Below are 21,980 nucleotides of genomic sequence, written 5' to 3'. Positions count from 1 at the left end.
GGGCCGGCGTACTCAGTGATTGCGTGCTCAACGGTACGTGGGCTGTGCGCCTAGTCGTGCGTACGGGCGGTGCCCTCCTGGTCGGGCCGGCCGGGACCGGGGCCCGTGTTGTAGCGCGTGAGGTAGTCGGCGAATCGCGCCAGGTCCTCGGCCGGCCAGTCCGCCAGCCGCTCCCGGAAGACCGCCCGGCGGCTCTCGGTGACCCGGGCCAGCACGCGCCGGCCGGCTTCCGTCAGATGCAGCACCAGGACACGCTGGTCCTGCGCGTCGGGGCGGCGTTCGATCAGACCGGCGCGTTCCAGCGCGGCCACCTGGCGGCTGACGGTGGACTTGTCCAGGGCGTAGTGGGCGGCCAGGTCGGTGGCACGGCACCCGCCGCTCTCCTCCAGGTGCCCGAGCAGCGTGTACGACACCAGCGACAGCTCCGGGTGCATCCGCCCGGCCGCGGCACGGGCACGGCGCGCGAAGACCGTCATCTCCCGCTGGATCGTCTCCACGGCATCGGCAGGCTTCATCGGACCTCCCTCACCACGTCGTCCTCCGGCCCTCCATCGTTGCATGGCCCAACCACCCGTCGGCGGGGCGGCCGACCAGGTGCCGTACCGGCCTGCCGGGCCGTCGGGTAGTGTTGCCGTCCGGCTGTGGACGGACCCCGGCCGACGCAGACCGAGGAGGTGAGACCCATTACCGCTGTGTCAGCCCGGGTGCTCTCTCCTCGATGTCGCGCGGATCGCCGGTCGTAGGCGACCGCAGGAGCGCCCTTCGCATCCCGAAAGGCTCCTGGCTTCCATGCCCTCCGTGTCTCCCGTTCCGCCGTCCTCCCGTGACTCCGTGGTCCTCGCCCTGCGCGCCGCGGGCTGCGTCTTCGCCGAGGACGAGGCCGAGTTGATCCTCACCACCGCCCGCACCCCGGCCGAAGCCGCCGCCATGGTCGAACGCCGCGTCGCCGGCCTGCCCCTCGAACTCGTCGTCGGCTGGGCCGAGTTCCGGGGCCTGCGCATCACCGTCGGCCCGGGCGTCTTCGTGCCGCGCCGCCGCACCGAGTTCCTGGTCGAACAGGCCCTGGCCCGGGCGCCCGGCGCCGGCGTCGTCGTGGACCTGTGCTGCGGCTCGGGCGCCGTCGGTGCGGCGCTGGCCGCCGGACTCGGCCCGGTCGAACTGCACGCCGCAGACATCGACCCGGCCGCCGTGGCCTGCGCCCGCGGCAACGTCGCCGCCGCCGGCGGTCACGTCCACCAAGGCGACCTGTTCGAGGCGCTGCCCGGCGGCCTGCGGGGCCGCGTCGGCATCCTCGCGGCCAACGTGCCGTACGTACCGAGCGACGAGATCGGGCTGCTGCCGCCGGAGGCCCGCGCCCACGAGCCGCTGGTCGCCCTCGACGGCGGCGCGGACGGCCTCGACGTCCTGCGCCGGGTCGCGGCCGAGGCGCCCCGCTGGCTCGCGCCCGGCGGCTGCGTCCTGGTGGAGACGAGCCGCCACCAGGCACCGAAGGCTCTCGACGCCTTCGAACGCAGCGGCCTGACGCCACACTTGGCCGTCTCGGAAGAGCCGTACGCCCATGTGGTGATCGGCGTCGCACCCTGACGCCGAAGGCAGCCGAACGCCGACGGCGGCACCTCAGTCCGGTGTCGTCGCCCGCGCGATGAGCAGTGCCACGTCGTCGAAGTTGTCCGGCTCGTGCAGGGTGCGCAGCAGCAGGTCGCAGACCTCCTCCAGCGGGCGGTCGGGCCCGTCGAGCAGGGACAGCAGCGTGTCGAGACGGTCGTCGAGGGAGTCGCGGCGGGTCTCGACGAGGCCGTCGGTGTAGAACACCAGCCGGTCGCCCGGCTCGAGGTCGACGGTCGTCGTGGCGAAGGCGACACCGCCGACCCCGAGCGGCACCCCGGTCGGCAGGTCGAGCAGTTCGGGACGCCGCCCCGGCCGGACGCGCACCGGCGGCAGATGCCCGGCGTTGGCGATCCGGCACTGTCGCAGATGCGGGTCGTGGACGGCGTAGACGCAGGTGGCGATGGCCTGTTCCAGCCCCGCGGTGATCTTGTCGAGGTGTTCCAGGAGCCGGGCCGGATCGAGGTCGAGGGAGGCCAGCGTGTTGGTCGCCGTACGCAGCCGCCCCATGGCCGCCGCCGCGGGGATGCCGCTGCCCATCACATCGCCCACGACGAGCGCGGTCTTGCCGCCCTCCAGGTCGATCACGTCGAACCAGTCGCCGCCCACCTCGCTCGTGGCCCCGGCCGGCTGGTAGCGGGAGGCGACCTCCAGTCCGCCCGTCACGGGCGGATGGCTGGGCAGCAGACTGCGCTGGAGGGTGAGCGCGGTGTCGCGGGCGCTCTGGTACCAGCGGGCGTTGTCGATCTGCACCGCGGCCCGCGCCGCCAGCTCGCGGGCCAGCAGCAGGTCGTCCTCGGTGAACGGCAGCGGATTGCGGGTGCGTTTGAGGTCCAGGGCGCCCAGCACCTCGCCGCGCGCGATCAGCGGCACCGCCAGATACGAGTGCACCCCGGCCCGGCCCAGCAGCGCGGCCGCCTCCGGGGACCGGGCGATCCGCGGCAGGTCCTCGTCCTCCACCTCCGGAAGCATCACCGGACTGGCGGTGCGCACGCACTGGGTGACGAGCCGGTCGGACGCGTACCGGGCCACCTGCCCGGGCAGGTCGGCCGCCTCCAGCGCCTCGGCGGAGTCGTAGCCCTGGACCGCCAGCGCGCGGATCACGGCCGCCTCGGCCGGACCGAGGCTGGTCCGCCGGCCCTGCACCACCGCATCCAGCAGATCCACGGCCGCGATGTCGGCCAGTTCCGGCACGGCCACGTCGGCGAGCTCGCGGGCCGTATGCTCCAGGTCCAGCGTGGTGCCGATGCGGCCGGAGGCGTCGGCGATCACGGCCAGGCGGCGCCGCGCGGCCTCCGCCTCGATGCCCGCCCGGTACTGCTCGGTGACGTCCACGATCGAGAGCGCCACGCCCAGCACGGTCCCGAAGGCGTTCTCCAGCCGGTACAGCGAGATCGACCAGGCGTGGTCCTGGTCCGGGTCGGCCGGGGTGCGGCCGATCGTGGACTGGTCGACGACCGGCTCCCCCGTGTCGAGCACCCGGCGCGCCGCGGCCTCCAGGGCGTCGACGTCCATCCGCGGCACCACCTCGCGGACCGTCCGGCCCAGGTGTTCGTCGGCCGGCACGCCGTTGAGCTCCTCCAGCGCCGGGTTGACCGAGACGTACCGCAGGTCGGTGTCCAGCACGGCCAGCCCGATCGGGGACTGGGCGATCATCCGCGTCGACAGCGCCACCTCGCGCTCCAGCCGGTGCACGGTCGACTGGTCGGCGCACAGACCGAGGGCGTAGACGTCCCCCTGGTCGTCCAGCAGCCGCATGTTGCGGAACTCCACGAGCCGCGTGGTGCCGTCCTTGCGGCGGACGGGGAAGGCCCCGGCCCAGCTCTGCCCGGTGCCCATGACGTCCGCGAACAGCTTGACCACGAGATCGAGGTGCTGCTCGTGGACCATGATCCGGGCGGCGTACTCCCCGAGCGCCTCCCGCGCCTCGTACCCGAACAGCTCCTCGGCCTGGGGGCTCCACAGCACGATGCGGCCCTCGGCGTCCAGGACCACCGAGGCCACGCGCAGGACGTCGAGCAGCCCGCTCGGCCGCACCGGCGCGCGCGCCGGCTCGTCGCCCTCGGCCAGGGGAGACCCGGCTGCACTCATCCCACGCCCCGCCTTCGCCGATCACGCGGCACGCCTTCACGGTGCCGACACCCCATGTTCTACCGCTGTTCTACCGCGCGGAGCCGTCGATCCGAGGCCCCATGCGTCACCTTCCACCATCTCCCAACGCGGAGCCACCCGCTCCGCAAACCGTCAGCACGGCGGGGGCGCCGCCGGTAGTGCTCGGCAGAAGGTGGTGCTTTGCTGGGGTAGGGGCGGATACGTCACGAGAGGAGCGATCACGATGGACCGTGAGCAGCCGCATCCCCACTCCGTCTCGGTGGAGATCAGCGGGTGCAGCAAGCAGGACGCCCGGATCGTGTTCGACGCGCTGTGCGCCTGCTTCGAGTCCGACCGGTGCGCCGACGACGTACCCGAGGAACTGCACGCGACCCGCCCGACCGTGTGGCTCGGCACGTTCGACGTCGCCGACACGCACGAGGGAGCCCGACCGGCCCGGCTGTCGTCCTCCGTCGAGGCCGACCTGCACGGCGGCTACTGGGCGATCGAGCAGTTCCGCAGGAGGCTGGACTCGCTGTTCGCCGTGCGGGACATGAGCACGGTCTCCGGCGACCAGGAGAAGGAACTGCACGTCCGTCTCGAAAGCCGGTGACCGCCGCTGCCCCTCGATCTTCCTGGTCATCGGCCCACTGTGCCCTCCATCACCTTGTGCAACTAGTTGCATAAACCGTCCGCGGTCCTCTACAACTACAGGCACGACACCGCGCACGGAGGGCCCGATGAGCCGTTACCCGCACCTGCTGACCCCCCTCGACCTGGGCTTCACGACCCTGCCCAACCGGGTCCTCATGGGCTCCATGCACGTAGGTCTGGAGGAGGCCGAGGGCGGTTTCGCCCGCATGGCCGCCTTCTACGCCGCCCGCGCCCGCGGCGGAGTGGGCCTGATCGTCACCGGCGGCATCGCACCCAACGACGAGGGACGCCCGTACGAGGGCGGCGCGAAGCTCACCACCGAGGCGGAGGCCGAGCAGCACCGGGTCATCACCGACGCCGTGCACCGCGAGGGCGGGCGGATCGCCATGCAGATCCTGCACTTCGGCCGGTACGCCTACCACAAGGACCTGGTCGCGCCCAGCCCGCTCCAGGCGCCGATCAGCCCCTTCCCGCCCCGCGAGCTCACCGTCGCCGACATCGAGCGGACGATCGACGACTACGCCCGCGCCGCCCGCCTCGCCCGGCAGGCCGGCTACGACGGCGTCGAGATCATGGGCTCCGAGGGCTACCTCATCAACGAGTTCATCGCGCGGCAGACCAACGAGCGCACCGACCGCTGGGGCGGCTCGTACGAGAACCGCACGCGCTTCCCCCTGGAGATCCTGCGCCGGGTGCGCGAGGCGGTCGGCGAGGACTTCATCGTCGTCTACCGGCTGTCCATGCTCGACCTCGTCCCGGGCGGCTCCACGCTCGACGAGGTGATCACCCTCGCCAAGGCCGTCGAGGCCGCCGGCGCGACCATCATCAACACGGGCATCGGCTGGCACGAGGCCCGCATCCCCACCATCGCGACCTCCGTGCCGCGCGGCGCCTACACCTGGGTGACCAAGCGGCTGATGGGCGAGGTGTCGGTCCCGCTCGTCACCACCAACCGCATCAACACCCCCGAACTCGCCGAGGAGTTGCTCGCCGAGGGCGTGGCCGACATGGTGTCGATGGCCCGCCCGATGCTCGCCGACCCGGACTTCGTCATCAAGGCCGCGGCCGGCCGGCCCGAGGCGATCAACACCTGCATCGGCTGCAACCAGGCCTGTCTCGACCACACCTTCAGCGGCCTCATCACCTCCTGCCTGGTCAACCCGCGCGCCTGCCACGAGACCGAACTCGTGCTCTCCCCGACCCGGCTGCGCAAGCGCGTCGCGGTCGTCGGCGCCGGGCCGGCGGGACTGGCGTGCGCGGTCTCCGCCGCCGAACGCGGGCACGACGTGACGCTGTTCGATGCGGCGAGCGAGATCGGCGGGCAGCTCAACGTCGCCCGCAAGGTCCCCGGCAAGCAGGAGTTCGACGAGACGCTCCGCCACTTCCGCACCCAGCTCGACTGGCACGGCGTCGACATACGGCTGAACACTTCCGTCGGGGCCGGCGACCTCGACGACTTCGACGAGGTCGTCGTCGCCACCGGCGTCACGCCGCGCACCCCCGACATCCCCGGCGTCGACCACCCGAGCGTCCTCGGCTACCTCGACGTCCTGCGCGACGGCGCACCCGTCGGTGACCGGGTCGCGATCCTCGGCGCGGGCGGCATCGGCTTCGACGTCGCCGAGTACCTCACGGACAGCGGCGACAAGGCGCACGAGAACCCGCAGACGTACTTCCGCCAGTGGGGCGTCGACCTGGACTACCGCGCCCCCGGCGGTCTCGCGGCGCCCGAGCGGCCCGCCCCGCCGCGCACCGTCCACCTGCTCCAGCGCAAGACCTCCAAGGTCGGCGCCGGCCTCGGCAAGACCACCGGCTGGATCCACCGCACCGAACTCAAGCACCGCGGCGTCACCATGGTCCCGGGCGTGAGCTACGACCGGATCGACGACGCCGGCCTGCACGTCACGATCGACGGTGCGAGCACCGTGCTGGAGGTCGACACGATCGTGCTGTGCACGGGCCAGGAGCCGCGCCGCGGCCTGTACGAGGAACTGATGGCCGCCGGGCGCAGCGCCCACCTCATCGGCGGCGCCGACGTGGCCGCGGAACTGGACGCCAAGCGCGCCATCAAGCAGGGCACCGAGCTGGCGGCCGCCCTGTAGTGCCGATACGCGTCCCTAGGATGAGGCCATGTCACTCCCGCACGCGATCCTCACCGCCCTGCTCGAGAAGCCGTCGTCCGGGCTGGAGCTGACCCGCCGCTTCGACCGGTCGATCGGCTACTTCTGGTCCGCGACGCACCAGCAGATCTATCGCGAGCTGGGAAAGCTGGAGGCCGACGGGCTGATCCGGGCTCTGGCCGCCGAGCAGCCGACGCGCGGGCAGAAGAAGAGCTACGAGGTCCTGCCGGCGGGCCGCGCCGAACTGGCCCGCTGGACGGCCACCTCCCAGGACCCCAAGCCGCACCGCGACGCGCTGCTGCTGCGGCTGAGGGCGGCGGCCGTGGTCGGCACCGCGGGCCTGGAGGCCGATCTGCGGCGCCATCTGGAGCTGCACGAGCGGCAGCTGGCGGAGTACCAGGAGATCGAGAAGCGCGACTTCCCGCCCGACCGGGACGGCACCGAGGACCGGCTGCGGCATCTGGTGCTCCAGGCCGGCATCGACCTGGAGACGTTCTGGACGCAGTGGCTCAGGCGCGCCCTGGCGGACTTCGAGGAACTCCCGACCGACGAGCCGGCCCGCCCGGCTTGACCGGCCTGACTGGTCTGACGGGCGTGGGACGGGGGCCGGCCGGGGGCTGACGGGCGTGGGACGGGGGCGTCCCGGGCCTGACGGGCGTGGGATGGTGGCTCGCCGGGGCTCTGATAGGCGTGCGGCGGCTGGCCACCCGGCCTGAGGGGATGTGGACGCGCCCGGCCGGACCAGCGTGGCACCGGGGCCCGCCCAGCCTGACCGGCGGGGGACGGCGGCCGGCCCGGCCTGGTGGGGATGTGACGGCGACCCGCCCGGCCTGACCAGCGCGCGGCGGCTGGCCGCCCAGCCTGGCGGGGATGTGACACCGGAGGCGCCCGCCTGACCGGCGTGCGATGGTGGCCCGCCCCGGCTCTGGGCGTGGGACGACGGCCCGCCCGCGCCTGGCGGGGATGTGACACCGGACGCGCCCGGCCGGACCGGCGTAGGACTGGGGGCCCGCCCAGCCTGAACGGCGTGCGACGGCTGGCCACCCGGCCTGACGGGGATGTGATGGCGGAGCGCCCGAGTTGACATGCATATGACGGCGGCCCGACCGGCCGGAGCGCTTCGGGAGGGTGGGCCGCCGTTCGTACCGGATCAGAGCCGGTACGGCCTGTTGCGCCGGCGCAGGTACCAGGCCGTCGCGAGGAGGCCGGTCCCGACCAGCGCGCCGCCCGCCACGAGCGTGACGGTGCCGTAGTCCGTGGCACTCCCGCCGACCCCGCCCATGACACCGCGGGACGGCGACGCCGAGGGGGACGGCGACCTCGTGGGGGAGGCGGTGGGGGAGACGACGACCGACTGCGTGCCCGCGGTGGTGCCGTCCGAGCAGATGACGATGACGGTGTACGTCCCCGAGGAGACGTTCGACCAGGCGGCGGACTGACTGGTCGACGTCCCCGACAGGGTCACCTGGCGCCCTTGGGCGAAGCTGCCCTGACTGCTGGTGAGAAGCGAGGCGGTGCCCCAGCTGCCGTTGATCTGGGTGCACGCACTGGTGGTGACCGACACCGTGGAACCCGTGGTGCTCACGGAGATGCCCGGGCCGGCGGCGGCGGGCACCGCGGCCAGGGCGAGTGGCAGCGCGGCGGCGGCTGCCACGGTCAGGCCGGAGCGGAGAAGTGGCGATGAGTTGCGCATGTGGACTGCCCTCCGGCGGCACGGTTGGCGGTACATCCCTTGCGCCGCCGAGGGTCGGGGAACGCCCGTGCTGCCTGCAGGGTCAGCCAAGGCGCCCCCGGCCCCGGCCGCACCCCGGGTGCCGCCGGGCAGGTGACGGGTTCCCACGGCCGGACCATGCCGGAGAGCGCGTCAGCGCCCCGGACCCGTCGTCACCGTCCGCTCCGCCGAGAACCCTCCCCAGGTGCCGTCCGGCAGCATCGCCCGCACCCGGACCCGGTGGCCGATACCCGCGTCCCGTCCCACGTAGAAGCTGTACGTGGCCAGGTCACGCGGCGCGTCCCCGCCGTACACCAGGGAGGTGGCGGGCCGGCCGTCCAGCTGGATCTGGTACTCGGTGACCTCGCCGTCCACGCGCGGCGGCACCCAGCTCAGGTCGACGTAGTACGCCCCGTCCGCGCGGTGGCTCGTCGCCCGGAAGCCGGTGGGGGCCGTCGCACGGCCGTCGTCCGTGCCCGGCGTGGTGAGACGGACGGCGGGAGCGGCGGGGGAGACGTTCCCGGCCGCGTCCCTGGCCCGGACGGTGAACGAGTAGGCCGTGCCGGGCCGCAGCCCCGTGACCACCGCGGCCGTCTGGGACCCGCCCACGCTGTGGATCTTCGTCTCCCCCTGATGGATGTCGTACGACGCCACGCCCCGGTCGTCCGTCGAGGCGGACCAGGACAGCTGGACCGCCCGGCTGCCGGCAGCCCGGCCGCGCGGCGCCGACGGGCGGGTGGGGGCGGAGTGGTCGGCCGCGACGGCCGCGGGTGTCTTGGCCCGGACCGCCCGGCTGCGCGGTCCCAGCCGTCCTTCGGCGTCCCGCGCCCGCACGGTGAAGACATACAGGGTGGAGGGCCGGAGCCTGGTGACGTCCACCATGTGCCTGGAGCCCGGCACTTCCATGACCTTCGTGGTGCCGCGATACACCTCGTAGACCTTGGCCCGGGCGGTCGTGTTCCACATGACGTGCACGCTCGTCGCCGTGCCCGCCGCCGCGCTGACGCCGGTCGGCGCGCCGGGCGGAGAGCCGCCGTTCCCTTCGTCCGTGCCGGTCCAGCCGCAGGAGGCGACCGGGACGAGAGCCGCGCAGAGCGCGATGCGAAGGAGGTGGGAGGGGAGAAGGGAAAGACCTCGCACGACACTGCCTCCCGGAGCGGCACTCGGGAATGGTCCGGACCAATATGGCGCGGCTGGCGGGAACACATCAAGAGGGCGTGTGCGGTAAGCCCTCTGTGGGGGCGTCACCTTCCGCCGTTCGTGACCACCCGGGAGAGTTACGTATGCTGAAGGTCCTCACGGCCGAACTCCTGGCGAACCCCAGGGAGTTCGGGCCTGTCGCGCGGACCGCTGTCGTCGCAGATCCCGCGCCGGCGCGGGTGGCCGGGCCGGCCTGAGTCCTCACACGGACTCAGGCCCCCGGCCCCTGTCGGAGATTGGGGCCGTGCACCGTCCGGCCCCCCAGCGGTGGCCGGGTGATCGGCCCGGGGCCAGATTGGCTGAGTGCCCGTCAGGTTTCCCAGGAGAGGCTTCACTATCGTGCGTGTCCAGTCGCTCACGCTGGCCGCGGCCAGCGCCGCCCTGCTCGCCCCGACGACACCCAATGCCTTCCCACCCCAGCCGGCGGCGTGGCGCGAGCCCCCCGTCCGCGCCGCCGACCTGCTGGCCAAGGTGCGGGACTGTGCTCCGGTCTCCGGCGGCCGCTACCGCAGCGACAGTGGCGCACCCGCGGGCATCCCGGTCTGCGACACGCGAGGCGCCGTGTTCTGGAAGGCCGACATGGACATCGACTGCGACGGCCGCCCCGGGCCCCGCTGCAACCGCCACACGGACCCCTACTTCTCCGACAGCACCGCCTATGTACAGTCCGACGGCCGCCCCCTCAGCGCCGAACGCCTCCCCTTCATCGTCGTGCCCGCCCCGAGCCGCATCTGGGACTACCGGAAGTACGGTGTGGGTGGCGGTTCCGTCGTGGCCGTCGTCCACCGCGACCGTGTGCAGTACGCGGTCGTCGGCGACACGGGCCCGCAGGACGTGATCGGAGAGGCGTCCTACTCGACCGCCAAGGCCCTCGGTATCCGCGCAGACCCGCACGGCGGCGGCACACCGTCCGGCGTCACCTACATCGTCTTCAAGAACGCCCGCGTGTCACCCATCGAGGACCAGGCGGCGGCCGTGACGACGGGGGAGCGGCTGGCGAGGCGGTTCGTCGGCAGCCGCTGACTGATTGACGGAGCGTCAGGGACGACGTCACGTACACCTCTGCCGCCCGGCGGTCGACGGTCATGGTCGCCGGGCACGCCGTTCTCCGGCGCGCCCGGCCCGGTCTCACACCTTCCGGTACGTGTACGCCTCCGCGGCGGCCGACTCCACCGCCGCGAGATCGGCCCCGGTGGCCGCCGTGACGACCGCGGCGACGGCTCCCTCCACGAACGGAGCGTCCACCAGCCGTGTGTGCTCCGGGAGTTCGTCACCCTCCGCGAGCAGCGCCTTCACGGTGAGCACCGCACTGCCCAGGTCGGTCAGGACGGCGACGCCGGCACCCCGGTCGACGGACGCGGCCGCCGCAGCGATCAGTTCGGCGCTGGTGCCGAGCCCGCCGCCCTCGGTACCGCCCGCCGGGGCGACGGGCACCACCGGGCCACCGCCCGCGAGCCCCTTCGCCAGCTCGGCGACCGACGCGGCCACCTCCGCGCTGTGCGACACCAGCACGATCCCCACGAGCCGCTCGTCACTCACCGGCGGCCTCCGCGAGTCCGGCGACGAGCAGCGCCGCCGAGGTGGCACCCGGATCCTGGTGCCCGATGCTGCGCGCGCCCAGATAGCTCGCCCGGCCCTTGCGCGCCTGCAAGGGCGTCGTCGCCACGGCGCCCTCCTCCGCGGCGGTCCGGGCCGCCGTGAAGGAATCGCCCAGCGCGTCCACCGCGGGCACCAGCGCGTCGATCATGGTCTTGTCGCCCGGCGCGGCACCGCCCAGCGTCCTGACCGCGTCCACCCCGGCCCGCAGTGCCTCGGCCAGCTGCTCCGCGCTGACCTCGGCGGCGTCCCCGAGCGCCTTGCCGGTACGGCGCAGCAGCGTCCCGTACAGCGGCCCCGAGGCGCCGCCGACCGTCGAGATCAGCTGGCGTCCGGCCAGCGTCAGGACACCGCCGGGTGTACCGGGAGCCTCTTTCTCGAGGGCCGCCCGCACGGCCGTGAAGCCGCGCTGCAGGTTGCTGCCGTGGTCGGCGTCCCCGATGGGCGAGTCGAGGGCGGTGAGCCGTTCCGCCTCACGGTCGACGGACGCGGCGGTCGCCGTCATCCAACGGCGGAAGAAATCGGCGTCGAGCACTGGGTCTCCTTGCCTGGTAGGTACGTGGTGATCCTCTACCTTCCGCGTCACATGCCCCAGCGCAGACCGGGCGTCTTCACCGGCGCGTCCCACAGCCGCAGCATGTCCTCGTCGACCTGGCACAGGGTGAGGGAGGCGCCCGCCATGTCCAGGGAGGTGACGTAGTTGCCGACGAGCACGCGGGCCACGGCGACACCGCGGGCCGCGAGCACGCGGTGCACCTCGGCGTTGAAGCCGTACAGCTCGAGCAGGGGCGTCGCCCCCATGCCGTTGACGAGGACCAGCACGGGATTGCGCGGCCTCAGGTCCTCCACCACCGCCTCGACGGCGGCCTCGGCGATCTCGCCGGAGGTCATCATCGCCCGCCGCTCCCGGCCGGGCTCGCCGTGGATGCCGATGCCCAACTCCAGCTCACCGGGCGGCAGATCGAAGGTGGGGCTGCCCTTGGCCGGCGTGCTGCACGCGCTCAGCGCGACACCGAAGGTGCGGGAGTTCTCGTTGACCTGCCGGGCGATGGCCTCCACCCGCTCCAGCGGCATGCCCTCCTCGGCGGCGGCGCCCGCGATCTTCTCCACGAACAGGGTCGCGCCGGTACCGCGCCGCCCGGCCGTGTACAGGCTGTCGGTCACCGCCACATCGTCGTTGACCAGTACTTTCGCGACCTGAATGCCCTCGTCCTCGGCCAGCTCCGCGGCCATGTCGAAGTTGAGCACGTCACCGGTGTAGTTCTTCACGATGAACAGGACCCCGGCCCCGCTGTCCACGGCGGCGGCCGCGCGCAGCATCTGGTCGGGCACCGGCGACGTGAACACCTCGCCCGGACAGGCGGCCGACAGCATGCCGGGACCTACGAAACCCCCGTGCAACGGCTCGTGCCCCGAGCCACCGCCCGAGACCAGCCCCACCTTTCCGGCCGCGGGAGCGTCCCGCCGCACGATCACCCGGTTCTCCACGTCCACGGTCAGCTCCGGGTGGGCGGCCGCCAGACCACGCAGCGCGTCCGCGACCACGGTCTCCGGGACGTTGATCAGCATCTTCACGGGAACCTCCTGATGAGACTTACATGTGGGCCTCTGACCTTCATCCTCGCAGGTCAGATTGGGGTTGACCAGTTTTCGACCTTCGCGCTTCGTAACCCTCCGTAGCGGGTTGTAGCGGTACTGATGCTGACTCAATGCCGACTTCCATGGCGGGTCGTCAGGTGCGGATCATCGTCCCTTGTGAGCCGGCTGGTGGTCCTCTGGTTGGCAGTATCGACCTAGGTGGATCATCCCGGATATACCGACGAGCAGTGGGCCTTGGTGGAGGCGTTGCTGCCGGTCTCACGACGGCCCCGGCCACGGCGTTCGCCGCCTCGCAGGGCCCCGGGCGGCGCGAGCCTCTGGCCGCCGGTCCCGGTAAGAAGTGGGACCTCGTCGGCAACGCGCAGCGCTTCCGCGGCAACACGTTCGTCTGCCCCGTGCCCCAGGACTCGGCGTTCTTCCGCGCCGAGACCGAGGCAATGGAGATCATGAAGCGGTCCTCCATCGCCGATCACTACGTCTGCCTGCCGCATCAGAGCATGCACATGACGGTGTTCGACGCCACGACACAGGACAGCGTCATCGACAAGCAACTCCCGGCGTGGCTCGCTGACTGCACGGATGTCTCCGAAGTGTCCCAGCGGATCCTCGCGCCTCCAGGAGTCGACGCTGACCCCGGTGGGCCCGATCACGATGAAGGTCAAGGGATTCGGCCCCTTCGACGCCAGTTTCACGATGAACCTCACCCCGGCCGACGACGCCACCTCCAACACCCTCTGGACGATCCGACGGGAGCTGAGCGCCCTGCTGGAGCTCCGGGCGTCGAACTTCGAGACCTACCAGTTCCACTCGACCCTCGGCTACCGCCTGGTCAAGCCGCTGGCATCCGACGTGCCGCCCATGGAGCGACTGGCCGCGAAGCGCTCGGCACCCTTCACGGGCGACGCCGCCACCGTGACCCTGGAGCACCCGGCGTTCAACCTCTTCGACGACATGCTCGCGTTCCCGCAGTTGTGGCGGCTGCCGAAGGCGTGATCCGCTCCCATCGCCGATGAGCCGGCAGAGAAGCTCCGTCCGCACGGCCGGCGACTCTCCTGGCGAGTCCCACTGACGCGGACGCGCTCTCAACTCTGGGGGCCGTGCCAGTCCAGGCACAGGACGGTGGCGTCGTCTTCCGGGTGCCCGTTGCAGGCGTCGGTGACTGTCGTGGCCAGATGGCGCGCGACCTCGCGCGGGTGCTCGCCGGCGGTGTCACGGATGAGGCCGGGGAGGTCGACTTTTTGCGCTTGGCGTTCCTGCATGCCGTCGGTGTAGAGCACGAGGCGGTCACCGGGGCGCAGGTCGAGGTTCTGCACCTTGTAGGGACCCTGGTGCGCGGCGACGCCGAAAGGCAGGTTCACTGCGAGGCGCAGTTCGGCCACCGTGCCGTCCCGCAGCCGTAGAGGCCAGGGGTGGCCCGCGTTGACGAGCTGGGCGCCGGTGCCGTCCAGGGCGATGCGCAGCAACTGGCCGGTGGCGAAGGTCCGTCTGCCGTGGTCGAGGAGGGCCTGGTGGGTCTGGCGGGCCTGTTCGGCGAGGTCCTTTCCGGCGCGGCGGGCGCCGCGGGAGGCATTGACCAGGAGGGTGGCCATGAGGGCGGCGTCGACGTCGTGGCCCATGGCGTCGGTGATGGACAGGTGCAGGGTGTCGGGGTCGACGGCGTAGTCGTAGGTGTCACCGGCGATGTCGGCGGCCGGGACCAGGGCGCCGGCGAGGGCGAACTCGGCGGCCTCGCACGAAGGGGCCGAGGGCAGCAACTGGCGCTGGATCTCCGCAGCCAGGCTGACCGAGGTGGTGCGGTTGCCCCAGTGGTAGAGGTCGGTGAACCGCCGGTCGGTGACGATGATGTACGCCAGTGCCTGCGCGGCCTCTTCCACTTGCTCCAGCACATCCTGTGTGACCCGGGGAAGGAGCAGCTCCAGCACACCGACGGCGTCGCCGCGGTTGGTGACGGGGGCGAGTACCCGCTGCCCGCGCTCGCCCTCCGGAGCGTGCACCAGTTCCTGGGCGCGCAGGACCTCGTCGTAGATGCTGTCGTCGAAGGGAACCTGTTCGGCGCGGCGCTCCTGTCGCGTAGCCGCCTCCTCGCTGACCCGCAGCAGGCGCTGGCCGACGACGTCGACGCACAGGAACGACACGTGCCGCGCGCCGAACCTGTCGCGCAGGTTGCGTGCCACGACATCGAGGGAGGCCACCGGTGCGGCGTCCTCCGCCGTGGCCAGTACCTCAGCCAGTCCGATCCGATCGCGTGCCACGTCAGCCTCCTTTTGGGTTGCCAACTCGTTTTCCCGCTGACGCGGCAGATACAGCATGGCTGTGACACATGCCTCGGCCTGTAGACGCCGGAACAGGAAGGACGCCAGAGACGTCACCCCCCGACTGCCCCCGCACGCCTGATGTGAAGGTTCGGGGGTAAACGGATCGCAGCACGTTTGGGCACAGGGGGGTGGGTCGGCATGGAGCAGACGGCGGGCGGTGAGGGCGAGCAGTCTCTGGTGGAAAACCCCATATCGGTATCGGGGGCGTTCGAGAGCAGCGAGGACATCGCCGTCGCCCGCGATCTGGCCCGCAGCTTCCTCGCCGACGTCCAGGCCGTGCACGGGCTGCCGGTGTCCGGGCGCGCGATGGGCATGGTGCAGCTCGTGGTCAGCGAGCTGGTGACCAACGCCCGCAAGTACGCACCCGGCCCTTGCCTGCTGACGCTGGAAGTCAACGGCGGCGCGGTGGAGGTGACCGTGTGGGACAGCAACCCGACGCCGCCGGCGATCCTCGCGCCCGACCCGATGCGGATCGGCCAGCACGGGCTGGAGATCGTCATGGCGGTCGGCCAGAGCTTAACGGTCCACCGCGAACCCGTGGGAAAACGGATCACCACGGCCATCGCGCTGGCCGACGATCCGGGCGGGGACGTCACCGGCCGCCGGCTGTGACGGCTTGCGCCCTACCTGGCCGCTGTCCCGCGCCACCTCCCTCTCGAAGACGTACTCGGTCCGGGAGTGTGTTGGCGGACGAGCTGAGCAGGCGCCCCATACGCGGCCTCCACCGCAGAATGTCTCCTGGCGTGCCCGCGGAGCGCCCGCCCTGTGGACGGGGCGGGCCGGCTCGGGGCGGTGCCGACGCCTTTGCGCGCGTGGGCACCGGAGGGTTCGTCGCCGTCTGCCTGCTCCTCAGGACTCTTACGAGAGTCTGACGCGACCGCCGTTTCGCATCGGCGCACCCGTCCCTCTGGTCACTCTGTTCCCGTCCGCAGTCGCGGACTCCGCCGCACGGACGGCGCGGAGAGATCGAGGAACGGACGTGAACATGCACAGCAGCCGCAGGGGTCATCGGGCCAGGCCCAGGACACGGCGCATCCTGTTCGGCGGCGGGGCCCTCGCCATCGCCGGAGCGGCCACGGTGGCTGTATCCCTGGCCTCGGCCGGTCAGTACTCCGGTACCGCTGCCGAGGCCGATCACGCTGTCTTCGTCCAGGGCAACGAGTTGGACGGCAACACCATCCACGCCTTCGCACGGGGTGACGACGGCAGCCTGAAACCCGTGGGGACCTACGGGACCGGCGGCAAGGGCGGTGACCAGGTCGACGCCCCCACCGATTCGCTGGCCTCGCAGGGCTCGCTCGTCCACGACGACGCCTCGGGGAGACTGCTGGCGGTCAACGCGGGCAGCAACACGGTGACATCGTTCCGTGTCGAGGGACAGCGGCTCGAGGACCGGCAAGTCGTGGCATCCGGTGGGGAGTTTCCCTCCAGTATCGCGGTGCACGGCAAGGTCGCGTACGTCATGAACGCGGGTGGCGAGGGCAGCGTCCAGGGCTTCAGGCTCACCGGCGAGGGGCTCAAGCCGCTGAAGGGGTCCCACCGTTCCCTGGGCCTGGACAACGAGGAGATACCGCGCTTCGACACCTCGCCCGGCGAGGTCGAGTTCACCCCGGACGGGCGCAGTCTGGTGGTCACGACGAAGGGCAGCAACACCGTCGAGGTCTTCCCGATGAAGCGAAACGGTCTGCCGGCCGTCGCGCAGCCCGTCGTCAACGACTCCGCGGGCGGTGTTCCCTTCGCGATCAGCTTCGACCGGAGCGGTAAGCGGATGCTGGTCGCCGAGGCCGAGAAGTCCACGGTCACCACGTACCGGGTGAAGCGTGACGGAAAGCTGAAGGTCCTCCAGGAGCCGCTCGCCAACGGCCAGGAAACCCTGTGCTGGCTGGAGCGCGCGGGCAACTACTTCTACGGCGGCAACACCGGCAACTCCACCGTCACCGGCTACCGCATGGACAAGCACGGCACGCTGAGCCTGACCAACCGGGTGGGCATCGCCACTCCGCCCTCCGCCAAGTCACAGGGCGTGATCGACCTCGCCGTGACGGAGGACGAGAAGTTCGTCTACGTGCAGAACGCCGTCTCGGGCACCGTCGACGGCTTCCGCGTCGAGGCCGACGGCGCGCTCACCAAGGTCACCACGGCCGAGGGCCTGCCCGCCTTCGACGAGTCCGGCATGGAGGGCATCGCCGCGGTGTGACGGGCCTCGGGGGAGTCACGACATGCTGCTCTCCGCGCCGATCAGATCGGTGACGGCTCGGATACCGCCCTCGGCGAGAGCGGCGCGCTGTCGGTCCGCCCCGGTCCCGTTCTGGAGGAGCCGGTGGACCAGGGCCGTCACCTGCCGGGTCGCACCGGACGCGTCGAGGGCCGGAGCGACGTGCCGCAGGAGCTGGTACAGCACGTCCCCGGCGCGGCGCGGCCGGCCGCCCGGGCAGATCAGGGTGTCGCTCAGACCGTGACGGGCGGCATGCCACAGGGCGATGTGGAGGAGCTCCGGTTCGCAGTCGGGCACCGGCGCCCCGGCGGCCGTCTCCCTGATGGCCGTGTCCACGAGAGCATGGGTCATACCCGCGAGCATCACCGCGTCGTCCGCACGCAGTTGAACGTCCAGGCACCGCACCTCGACGGTGGGATACCGGGCCGACAGACGGGCCTGCCAGTACAACTGCCCGCTGTCCGAGATCACACCCGTCTCCAGCAACTGCGCCACCCGCCGGTCGTAGTCGGCCACATCACGGAAGAACGGCGGCACGCCGCTCACCGGCCAGCGGCCGAAGATCACCGTGCGCCAGCTGGCGAAGCCGGTGTCGTGGCCGTCCCACAGCGGGGAGTTCGCCGACATGGCCGTCAGGGTCGGCAGCCAGACCCGGATCCGGTTCAGGACCTGCACGCCCGTCTCTCGGTTGGGCACGGCCACGTGCACGTGCATGCCGTTGACCAGCTGCTCCGCCACCAGCTGGGGCGCCTGGGTGAGCATGGCCCGATAGCGGGCCTGGTCGGTGACGGCCACCGGGTGACGATGGCGCAGCGGGGGCGTTCCGCAGGCCGCGATCCGGCAGCCGTGCGCTTCGGCCGCCGCCCCGATGGCGTGCCGCAGCCTCAGCAGATGTCCCCCCGCCTCCTCCAGGCTGCCGCACACCGGCGTGGCCACCTCGACCTGCGCCTGCAGCAACTCGCACTGCACCTCCTGGTCGGCCACGAGGTGCGCCAGTCCCGCCGCCGCACGCACCTTGTCGGCCAGGGGTACCGGCAGCCCGGTAACCGGGTCGAGGAGCAGGTACTCCTCTTCCACACCGATCGTCGTCATCGGTCACCCTCTGTTCTGCCCCGTCACCGGGGCCGGCTCGCGCGGCGCCGGCCGGACGCTGCCGGCTGGACGCTCGCGCGTGCCCCGAGTGCCGCGGCCACGGGATGACAAACCATGGCAAACCATGATGCCGGGGTGACTCGGTCGTGCCGGGTACTCGTCCGCCGCGGAGCGGGCAGAAAGCGCCCGGTCCGGCAGACGTGAGGAGGTATGCGATGGGCCTGCGCAATCACGTGGTGGTGGTGACCGGAGCGTCCAGCGGGATCGGACGGGCCACGGCCGAGGCGTTCGCGCGCAAGGGGTGTGCCGTGGTGCTGGCCGCGCGGCGCGAGGAGGCGCTGGAGGCGGCGGCCCACGCCTGCGCGAAGCACCGCGGGGCACGGACACTGGTCGTGCCGACCGACACGACGGACGCCAAGGCGGTCGAGGACCTGGCACGCCGGGCCGTGGAGGAGTTCGGCCGCATCGACGTCTGGGTCAACAACGCCGCCGTCAACGCCTTCGGCCGCTTCGAGGACGTACCCCTGGAGGACTTCCGCAAGGTCCTGGACGTCAACGTCATGGGCTACGTGCACGGGGCCCGGGCGGCTCTGCGGGTGATGCGGGAGCAGGGCAGCGGCACGTTGATCAACATCGCGTCCATCGTGGGTGCCGTGGCGCAGCCGTACAGCCACCCGTACGGCATGTCCAAGCACGCCGTCCGCGGGCTCGGCTCCAGCCTTCGGCAGCAGCTCCGGGTGGAGGGCGTGAAGGGCATCGACGTGTGCACGGTGCTGCCCGCGACCATCGACACGCCGCATTTCCAACAGGCGGCCAACTACACCGGGCGCAAGGTCGTGGCCATGCCGCCCGTGTACAGCCCCGAGCGCGTCGCCCGGGCAGTCGTGCGACTCGTCAACCGGCCGCGTCGCGAAGTGGTGGTCGGTCCCGCGGGCCGCGCACTCGTACGCCAGGCCCGGATGGCACCCGGCCTCGCGGAGCGGGCCATGGCACGGCAGACGGACAAGACCCACCTGTCCCGCGACGAGGAGGCCCCGGCCACGCACGGAACGCTGCACGTACCGGCCGAGGGCGAGGGGTCGGTGCACGGCGGCTGGGGCGGCCGACGACGCACCGCGCTGCGCAGGACGGCCGTCGCCGCGGCGCTCGCGGGAGCGGCCGTGGCCGCCGGGCGCCGGGCGACCCACGGCGCGGCGGGCGCCTGAGGGGCAGCGCGCGGGCACCGTATACCGCGCGGGGTGCGCCGGGTTGCGCACCCACCCCCCGCGGGCGCCCGGCGTGGCCGCGCGGGCAACTCGGGCCGCCCGGCCTCTACGGCGTCACGGCCGCGGGTTCGTGCGCTGCCACCGGGGGCGTGCGTCGTGGCCGCGGCGTCCGGCGACCGAGGCGCAGCGGGGGCACTGGCGCCGTACCCGGTCCGCCGCACCACCGGACTCCGGGAAGGTGTCCAGCCAGGTGACGTGCGGGAAGCGGACCAACCTGGAGCGGCTGAGGGACAGTCCGCAGACCGTCTGGTTCAGCCCCGGCTCCCAGGCGTGCACCTCGCCGGACGGCAGGCGGCGCCGGCCTTCCTCCTCGTCGGTCCACTGTCCGGACGCCGCGACGGCGTACTGCTTGACGCGTGCCATGGCGTGCGGTCCCGGATCAGCCGGCGGCCTGGTCGACGCGCAGCCTCACCTGCTCCTCCAGGCGCCGCAAGCTGGTGTCCAGGGCGTCGCGGACGGTCGTCTCGCCGGGGTCGTGGCTGTCGTCGAAGAACGACAGGTGCACCGTCACCTCACTGGCTCCCCCGCCGATCCCGGCGACCTGGAGCCAGCCCGTGTAGCTGCCCTGGTCGCGGGTGCCCCATTCGAGCCGCATCTGGTCGCGCTGGGCACGCAGCAGGGCGGAGGTGTCCTCGTCGGTGCGGTCCTCGTGCACGGTGACCGCGGGCAGCTCCCCGGCCTCGACATGCAGGGCCTCCGGCAGCCAGGTGTCCAACTGGCCGATGTTCGCGGCCTGGTCGAAGACGTGCTCGGGCTGTGCGGGCATCGTGCGTGAACGTTCGTACTGGGTCATCGCGGCACCGGCCTCGCCTCGGGGTCGTTCAGCGCACCGCGTTCCCGGCCTGGCCCGCCCCAACCCTGTTGTGAATTCTTCAGCGGCGCCCGTAGAGGCGTCTCCGTCCGCCATGTCCAACCGGCAGATACTCCAGGCCATGTCGGGACTGATGGCGGGCATGTTCGTCGCCATCCTGGCCGGCACCGTGGTGTCCAACGCGCTGCCCCGGATCATCGCCGACCTCGGGGCCAGCCAGTCCTCCTACACCTGGGTCGTCACCGCCGAACTGCTGGCCATGACGGCGACCGTGCCGCTGTGGGGCAAGCTGTCCGACCTGTACAACAAGAAACTGCTGCTCCAGCTCTCCCTGGGCCTGTTCGTCGTCGGGTCGCTGTTGGCGGGCTTCTCCCAGGACGTGGGGCTGCTCATCCTCAGCCGTGTGGCGCAGGGCATCGGTGCCGGCGGTCTCACCGCGCTGGCGCAGGTCGTGATGGCGGCGATCATCCCGCCGCGCAGGCTGGGCAAGTACGCGGGGATCTTCGGCGCCGTGTTCGCCGTGGGCACCGTGGCCGGTCCGCTGATCGGCGGCGTCCTGGTGGACACCTCGTGGCTCGGCTGGCGCTGGTGCTTCTTCATCGGCGTGCCCTTCGCCCTGCTCGCCATCGCCCTGCTCCAGCGCACGCTGCACCTGCCCACCGTCCGCCGCGAGGCGAAGGTCGACTACCTGGGTGCCTTCCTGATCGTCGCGGGTGTCTGCGCGCTGCTGATCTGGGTCACGCTCGCCGGGAACGAGTTCGACTGGGCGTCGTGGCAGACCGCCGTCCTGACCGGCGGGGGAGTGGCGCTGCTGGCCCTCGCGGTCGCCGTCGAGGCGAAGGTCGCCGAGCCGGTCATCCCGCTCGGCATCTTCCGCATCCGGACGGTGGCGCTGACCACCCTCGCCAGCCTCTTCGTCGGTGTGGCCATGTTCGGCGGCACCGTCTTCCTGTCACAGTACTTCCAGGTGTCGCTCGGCAAGTCCCCGACGATGGCGGGTCTGATGAGCCTGCCCATGATCCTGGGCCTGCTGGTGTCCTCCACCGTCGCGGGGCAGATCATCAGCGCGACCGGACGGTGGAAGGTGTACCTCGTCGGGGGCGGCGTCACCATGACCGCCGGTCTCGGACTGCTCTCCACCATCGGGCCGGACACCCACTTCGGTCTCCTCAGCGTCTACATGGCGGTCATGGGCATCGGCGTCGGCATGCTGATGCAGAACCTGGTGCTGGCCGCGCAGAACGACGTCCCGGCGGCCGAACTGGGCGCGGCGACCTCGGTGTTGTCCTTCTTCCGCAGCATGGGCGGCACCATCGGGACCAGCGTGCTCGGTGCGATCCTGGCCAACCGCGTCGCCTCCGAGATGAACCAGAGCCTGAAGGACGCGGGGGGTGCCGCCGAGGGCGGAGGCCAGGCCGGGCACGGGGGAGTGCCCGACATGACCGCCCTGCCGGCACCGATGCGGGAGATGGTGGAACACGCCTACGGCGTCGCCACCGCCGAACTCTTCCTCGTCGCCACTCCCTTCGCGGCGCTCGCGCTGATCGCCGTGCTGTTCATCAAGGAGAAGGCGCTGAAGAACACCAGCGGCATGGAGCGGCTCTCCGAGGAGTCGGCAAAGGCCGGCGAGCCCGCCGCGGGCGGCCCGCCTCCGCGCGTCGAAGCCGGCGCCTGAAGGGGCGCCAGGGCCGCCGGCAGGGGCACGT

General features: G+C 72.0%; 21 protein-coding genes and 1 pseudogene. 11 read left to right on the top strand and 11 right to left on the bottom strand.

All coding sequences use genetic code 11. The annotated features are described in order from the left end of the window. Window positions 1–50: 50 nt before the first annotated feature. Window positions 51–515 carry a MarR family winged helix-turn-helix transcriptional regulator gene (locus tag ACIBL4_RS00290; RefSeq protein WP_399404904.1) on the bottom strand — a complete coding sequence of 155 codons (465 nt, stop codon included), beginning with the start codon at window positions 513–515 and terminating at the stop codon, window positions 51–53. A gap of 274 nt (window positions 516–789) precedes the next feature. Between ACIBL4_RS00290 and ACIBL4_RS00285 the strand changes: the two genes are divergently transcribed. Next, the gene (locus ACIBL4_RS00285; protein ID WP_399404902.1) at window positions 790–1,584 is read left to right on the top strand and encodes a putative protein N(5)-glutamine methyltransferase; all 795 of its coding nucleotides are present in this window, start codon (window positions 790–792) and stop codon (window positions 1,582–1,584) included. Between the two features lie 33 nt (window positions 1,585–1,617). Here ACIBL4_RS00285 and ACIBL4_RS00280 read toward each other — a convergent pair whose 3' ends face one another. Then, a complete protein-coding gene (locus tag ACIBL4_RS00280; protein ID WP_399404900.1) occupies window positions 1,618–3,696 on the bottom strand; it encodes a SpoIIE family protein phosphatase in 2,079 nt (692 codons plus the stop codon). A gap of 244 nt (window positions 3,697–3,940) precedes the next feature. Here ACIBL4_RS00280 and ACIBL4_RS00275 point away from each other — a divergent pair, with 244 nt between their 5' ends. From ACIBL4_RS00275 to ACIBL4_RS00265, 3 genes are all read left to right on the top strand, one after another. Further along, a complete protein-coding gene (locus ACIBL4_RS00275) occupies window positions 3,941–4,309 on the top strand; it encodes a hypothetical protein (RefSeq protein ID WP_399404898.1) in 369 nt (122 codons plus the stop codon). A gap of 127 nt (window positions 4,310–4,436) precedes the next feature. Continuing rightward, window positions 4,437–6,452, top strand: a complete 2,016-nt coding sequence (locus ACIBL4_RS00270; protein ID WP_399404896.1) for an FAD-dependent oxidoreductase — start codon at window positions 4,437–4,439, stop codon at window positions 6,450–6,452. 28 nt (window positions 6,453–6,480) lie between these two features. After that, window positions 6,481–7,041: a PadR family transcriptional regulator gene (locus ACIBL4_RS00265; protein WP_399404894.1), complete on the top strand. Its 561-nt coding sequence runs from the start codon at window positions 6,481–6,483 to the stop codon at window positions 7,039–7,041. A gap of 579 nt (window positions 7,042–7,620) precedes the next feature. Here the strand turns inward: ACIBL4_RS00265 and ACIBL4_RS00260 are convergent. After that, window positions 7,621–8,163 (bottom strand): hypothetical protein, encoded by a 543-nt coding sequence (locus ACIBL4_RS00260; RefSeq protein ID WP_356926838.1) that lies wholly within the window; start codon window positions 8,161–8,163, stop codon window positions 7,621–7,623. A 171-nt stretch (window positions 8,164–8,334) separates the two neighbouring features. Beyond that, window positions 8,335–9,321, bottom strand: a complete 987-nt coding sequence (locus ACIBL4_RS00255; RefSeq protein ID WP_399404891.1) for a fibronectin type III domain-containing protein — start codon at window positions 9,319–9,321, stop codon at window positions 8,335–8,337. 399 nt (window positions 9,322–9,720) lie between these two features. Between ACIBL4_RS00255 and ACIBL4_RS00250 the strand changes: the two genes are divergently transcribed. Next, on the top strand, window positions 9,721–10,404 hold the full coding sequence (locus ACIBL4_RS00250) for a glycoside hydrolase family 75 protein (RefSeq protein WP_399404889.1): 684 nt from the start codon (window positions 9,721–9,723) through the stop codon (window positions 10,402–10,404). Between the two features lie 105 nt (window positions 10,405–10,509). On the opposite strand, the gene ACIBL4_RS00245 is transcribed toward ACIBL4_RS00250, so the two are convergent. The 3 genes from ACIBL4_RS00245 to dhaK are packed head-to-tail and all read right to left on the bottom strand — an operon-like array spanning window position 10,510 to window position 12,552. Further along, window positions 10,510–10,920, bottom strand: a complete 411-nt coding sequence (locus tag ACIBL4_RS00245) for a PTS-dependent dihydroxyacetone kinase phosphotransferase subunit DhaM (protein WP_399404887.1) — start codon at window positions 10,918–10,920, stop codon at window positions 10,510–10,512. Then, complete coding sequence (gene dhaL, locus ACIBL4_RS00240; RefSeq protein ID WP_399404885.1) at window positions 10,913–11,512, bottom strand: dihydroxyacetone kinase subunit DhaL; 600 nt, start codon at window positions 11,510–11,512, stop codon at window positions 10,913–10,915. The genes ACIBL4_RS00245 and dhaL overlap by 8 nt, the downstream gene beginning before the upstream one ends. 47 nt (window positions 11,513–11,559) lie before the next feature. Next, entirely contained in the window at window positions 11,560–12,552 is a 993-nt protein-coding gene (dhaK, locus tag ACIBL4_RS00235; protein ID WP_399404883.1) for a dihydroxyacetone kinase subunit DhaK, read from the bottom strand. Window positions 12,553–12,686: 134 nt separating this feature from the next. Between dhaK and ACIBL4_RS00230 the strand changes: the two are divergent. Together ACIBL4_RS00230 and ACIBL4_RS00225 are read left to right on the top strand one after the other, a co-directional pair. Then, window positions 12,687–13,085 (top strand): annotated as a pseudogene (locus tag ACIBL4_RS00230) (DUF1868 domain-containing protein); the annotation flags it as partial. A 70-nt stretch (window positions 13,086–13,155) separates the two neighbouring features. Continuing rightward, window positions 13,156–13,569 (top strand): hypothetical protein, encoded by a 414-nt coding sequence (locus ACIBL4_RS00225; protein WP_399406597.1) that lies wholly within the window; start codon window positions 13,156–13,158, stop codon window positions 13,567–13,569. Window positions 13,570–13,658: 89 nt separating this feature from the next. On the opposite strand, the gene ACIBL4_RS00220 is transcribed toward ACIBL4_RS00225, so the two are convergent. Further along, window positions 13,659–14,828 carry a PP2C family protein-serine/threonine phosphatase gene (locus tag ACIBL4_RS00220; protein ID WP_399404881.1) on the bottom strand — a complete coding sequence of 390 codons (1,170 nt, stop codon included), beginning with the start codon at window positions 14,826–14,828 and terminating at the stop codon, window positions 13,659–13,661. A gap of 201 nt (window positions 14,829–15,029) precedes the next feature. Between ACIBL4_RS00220 and ACIBL4_RS00215 the strand changes: the two genes are divergently transcribed. Both ACIBL4_RS00215 and ACIBL4_RS00210 read left to right on the top strand, forming a co-directional pair. Further along, window positions 15,030–15,503 carry an ATP-binding protein gene (locus tag ACIBL4_RS00215; RefSeq protein ID WP_399404879.1) on the top strand — a complete coding sequence of 158 codons (474 nt, stop codon included), beginning with the start codon at window positions 15,030–15,032 and terminating at the stop codon, window positions 15,501–15,503. A gap of 373 nt (window positions 15,504–15,876) precedes the next feature. After that, window positions 15,877–17,088 carry a lactonase family protein gene (locus ACIBL4_RS00210; RefSeq protein WP_399406515.1) on the top strand — a complete coding sequence of 404 codons (1,212 nt, stop codon included), beginning with the start codon at window positions 15,877–15,879 and terminating at the stop codon, window positions 17,086–17,088. A 15-nt stretch (window positions 17,089–17,103) separates the two neighbouring features. On the opposite strand, the gene ACIBL4_RS00205 is transcribed toward ACIBL4_RS00210, so the two are convergent. Further along, entirely contained in the window at window positions 17,104–18,198 is a 1,095-nt protein-coding gene (locus tag ACIBL4_RS00205; protein ID WP_399404877.1) for a glutamate--cysteine ligase, read from the bottom strand. Between the two features lie 215 nt (window positions 18,199–18,413). Here ACIBL4_RS00205 and ACIBL4_RS00200 point away from each other — a divergent pair, with 215 nt between their 5' ends. Beyond that, window positions 18,414–19,403, top strand: a complete 990-nt coding sequence (locus ACIBL4_RS00200; RefSeq protein ID WP_399404875.1) for an SDR family oxidoreductase — start codon at window positions 18,414–18,416, stop codon at window positions 19,401–19,403. Window positions 19,404–19,517: 114 nt separating this feature from the next. Here the strand turns inward: ACIBL4_RS00200 and ACIBL4_RS00195 are convergent, their stop codons facing one another. Then, window positions 19,518–19,826 carry a hypothetical protein gene (locus ACIBL4_RS00195; protein WP_399404873.1) on the bottom strand — a complete coding sequence of 103 codons (309 nt, stop codon included), beginning with the start codon at window positions 19,824–19,826 and terminating at the stop codon, window positions 19,518–19,520. A gap of 16 nt (window positions 19,827–19,842) precedes the next feature. Then, window positions 19,843–20,256 carry an SRPBCC family protein gene (locus ACIBL4_RS00190; RefSeq protein WP_399404871.1) on the bottom strand — a complete coding sequence of 138 codons (414 nt, stop codon included), beginning with the start codon at window positions 20,254–20,256 and terminating at the stop codon, window positions 19,843–19,845. Window positions 20,257–20,368: 112 nt separating this feature from the next. Between ACIBL4_RS00190 and ACIBL4_RS00185 the strand changes: the two genes are divergently transcribed. Next, complete coding sequence (locus tag ACIBL4_RS00185) at window positions 20,369–21,949, top strand: MDR family MFS transporter (RefSeq protein ID WP_399404869.1); 1,581 nt, start codon at window positions 20,369–20,371, stop codon at window positions 21,947–21,949. Window positions 21,950–21,980 lie beyond the last annotated feature (31 nt).

It is taken from the genome of Streptomyces sp. NPDC050416 (assembly GCF_044458845.1).
GTDB lineage: Bacteria > Actinomycetota > Actinomycetes > Streptomycetales > Streptomycetaceae > Streptomyces.
Note: the sequence above shows the minus strand (reverse complement) of the source record. Positions and strands in the feature narration are given on the sequence as shown.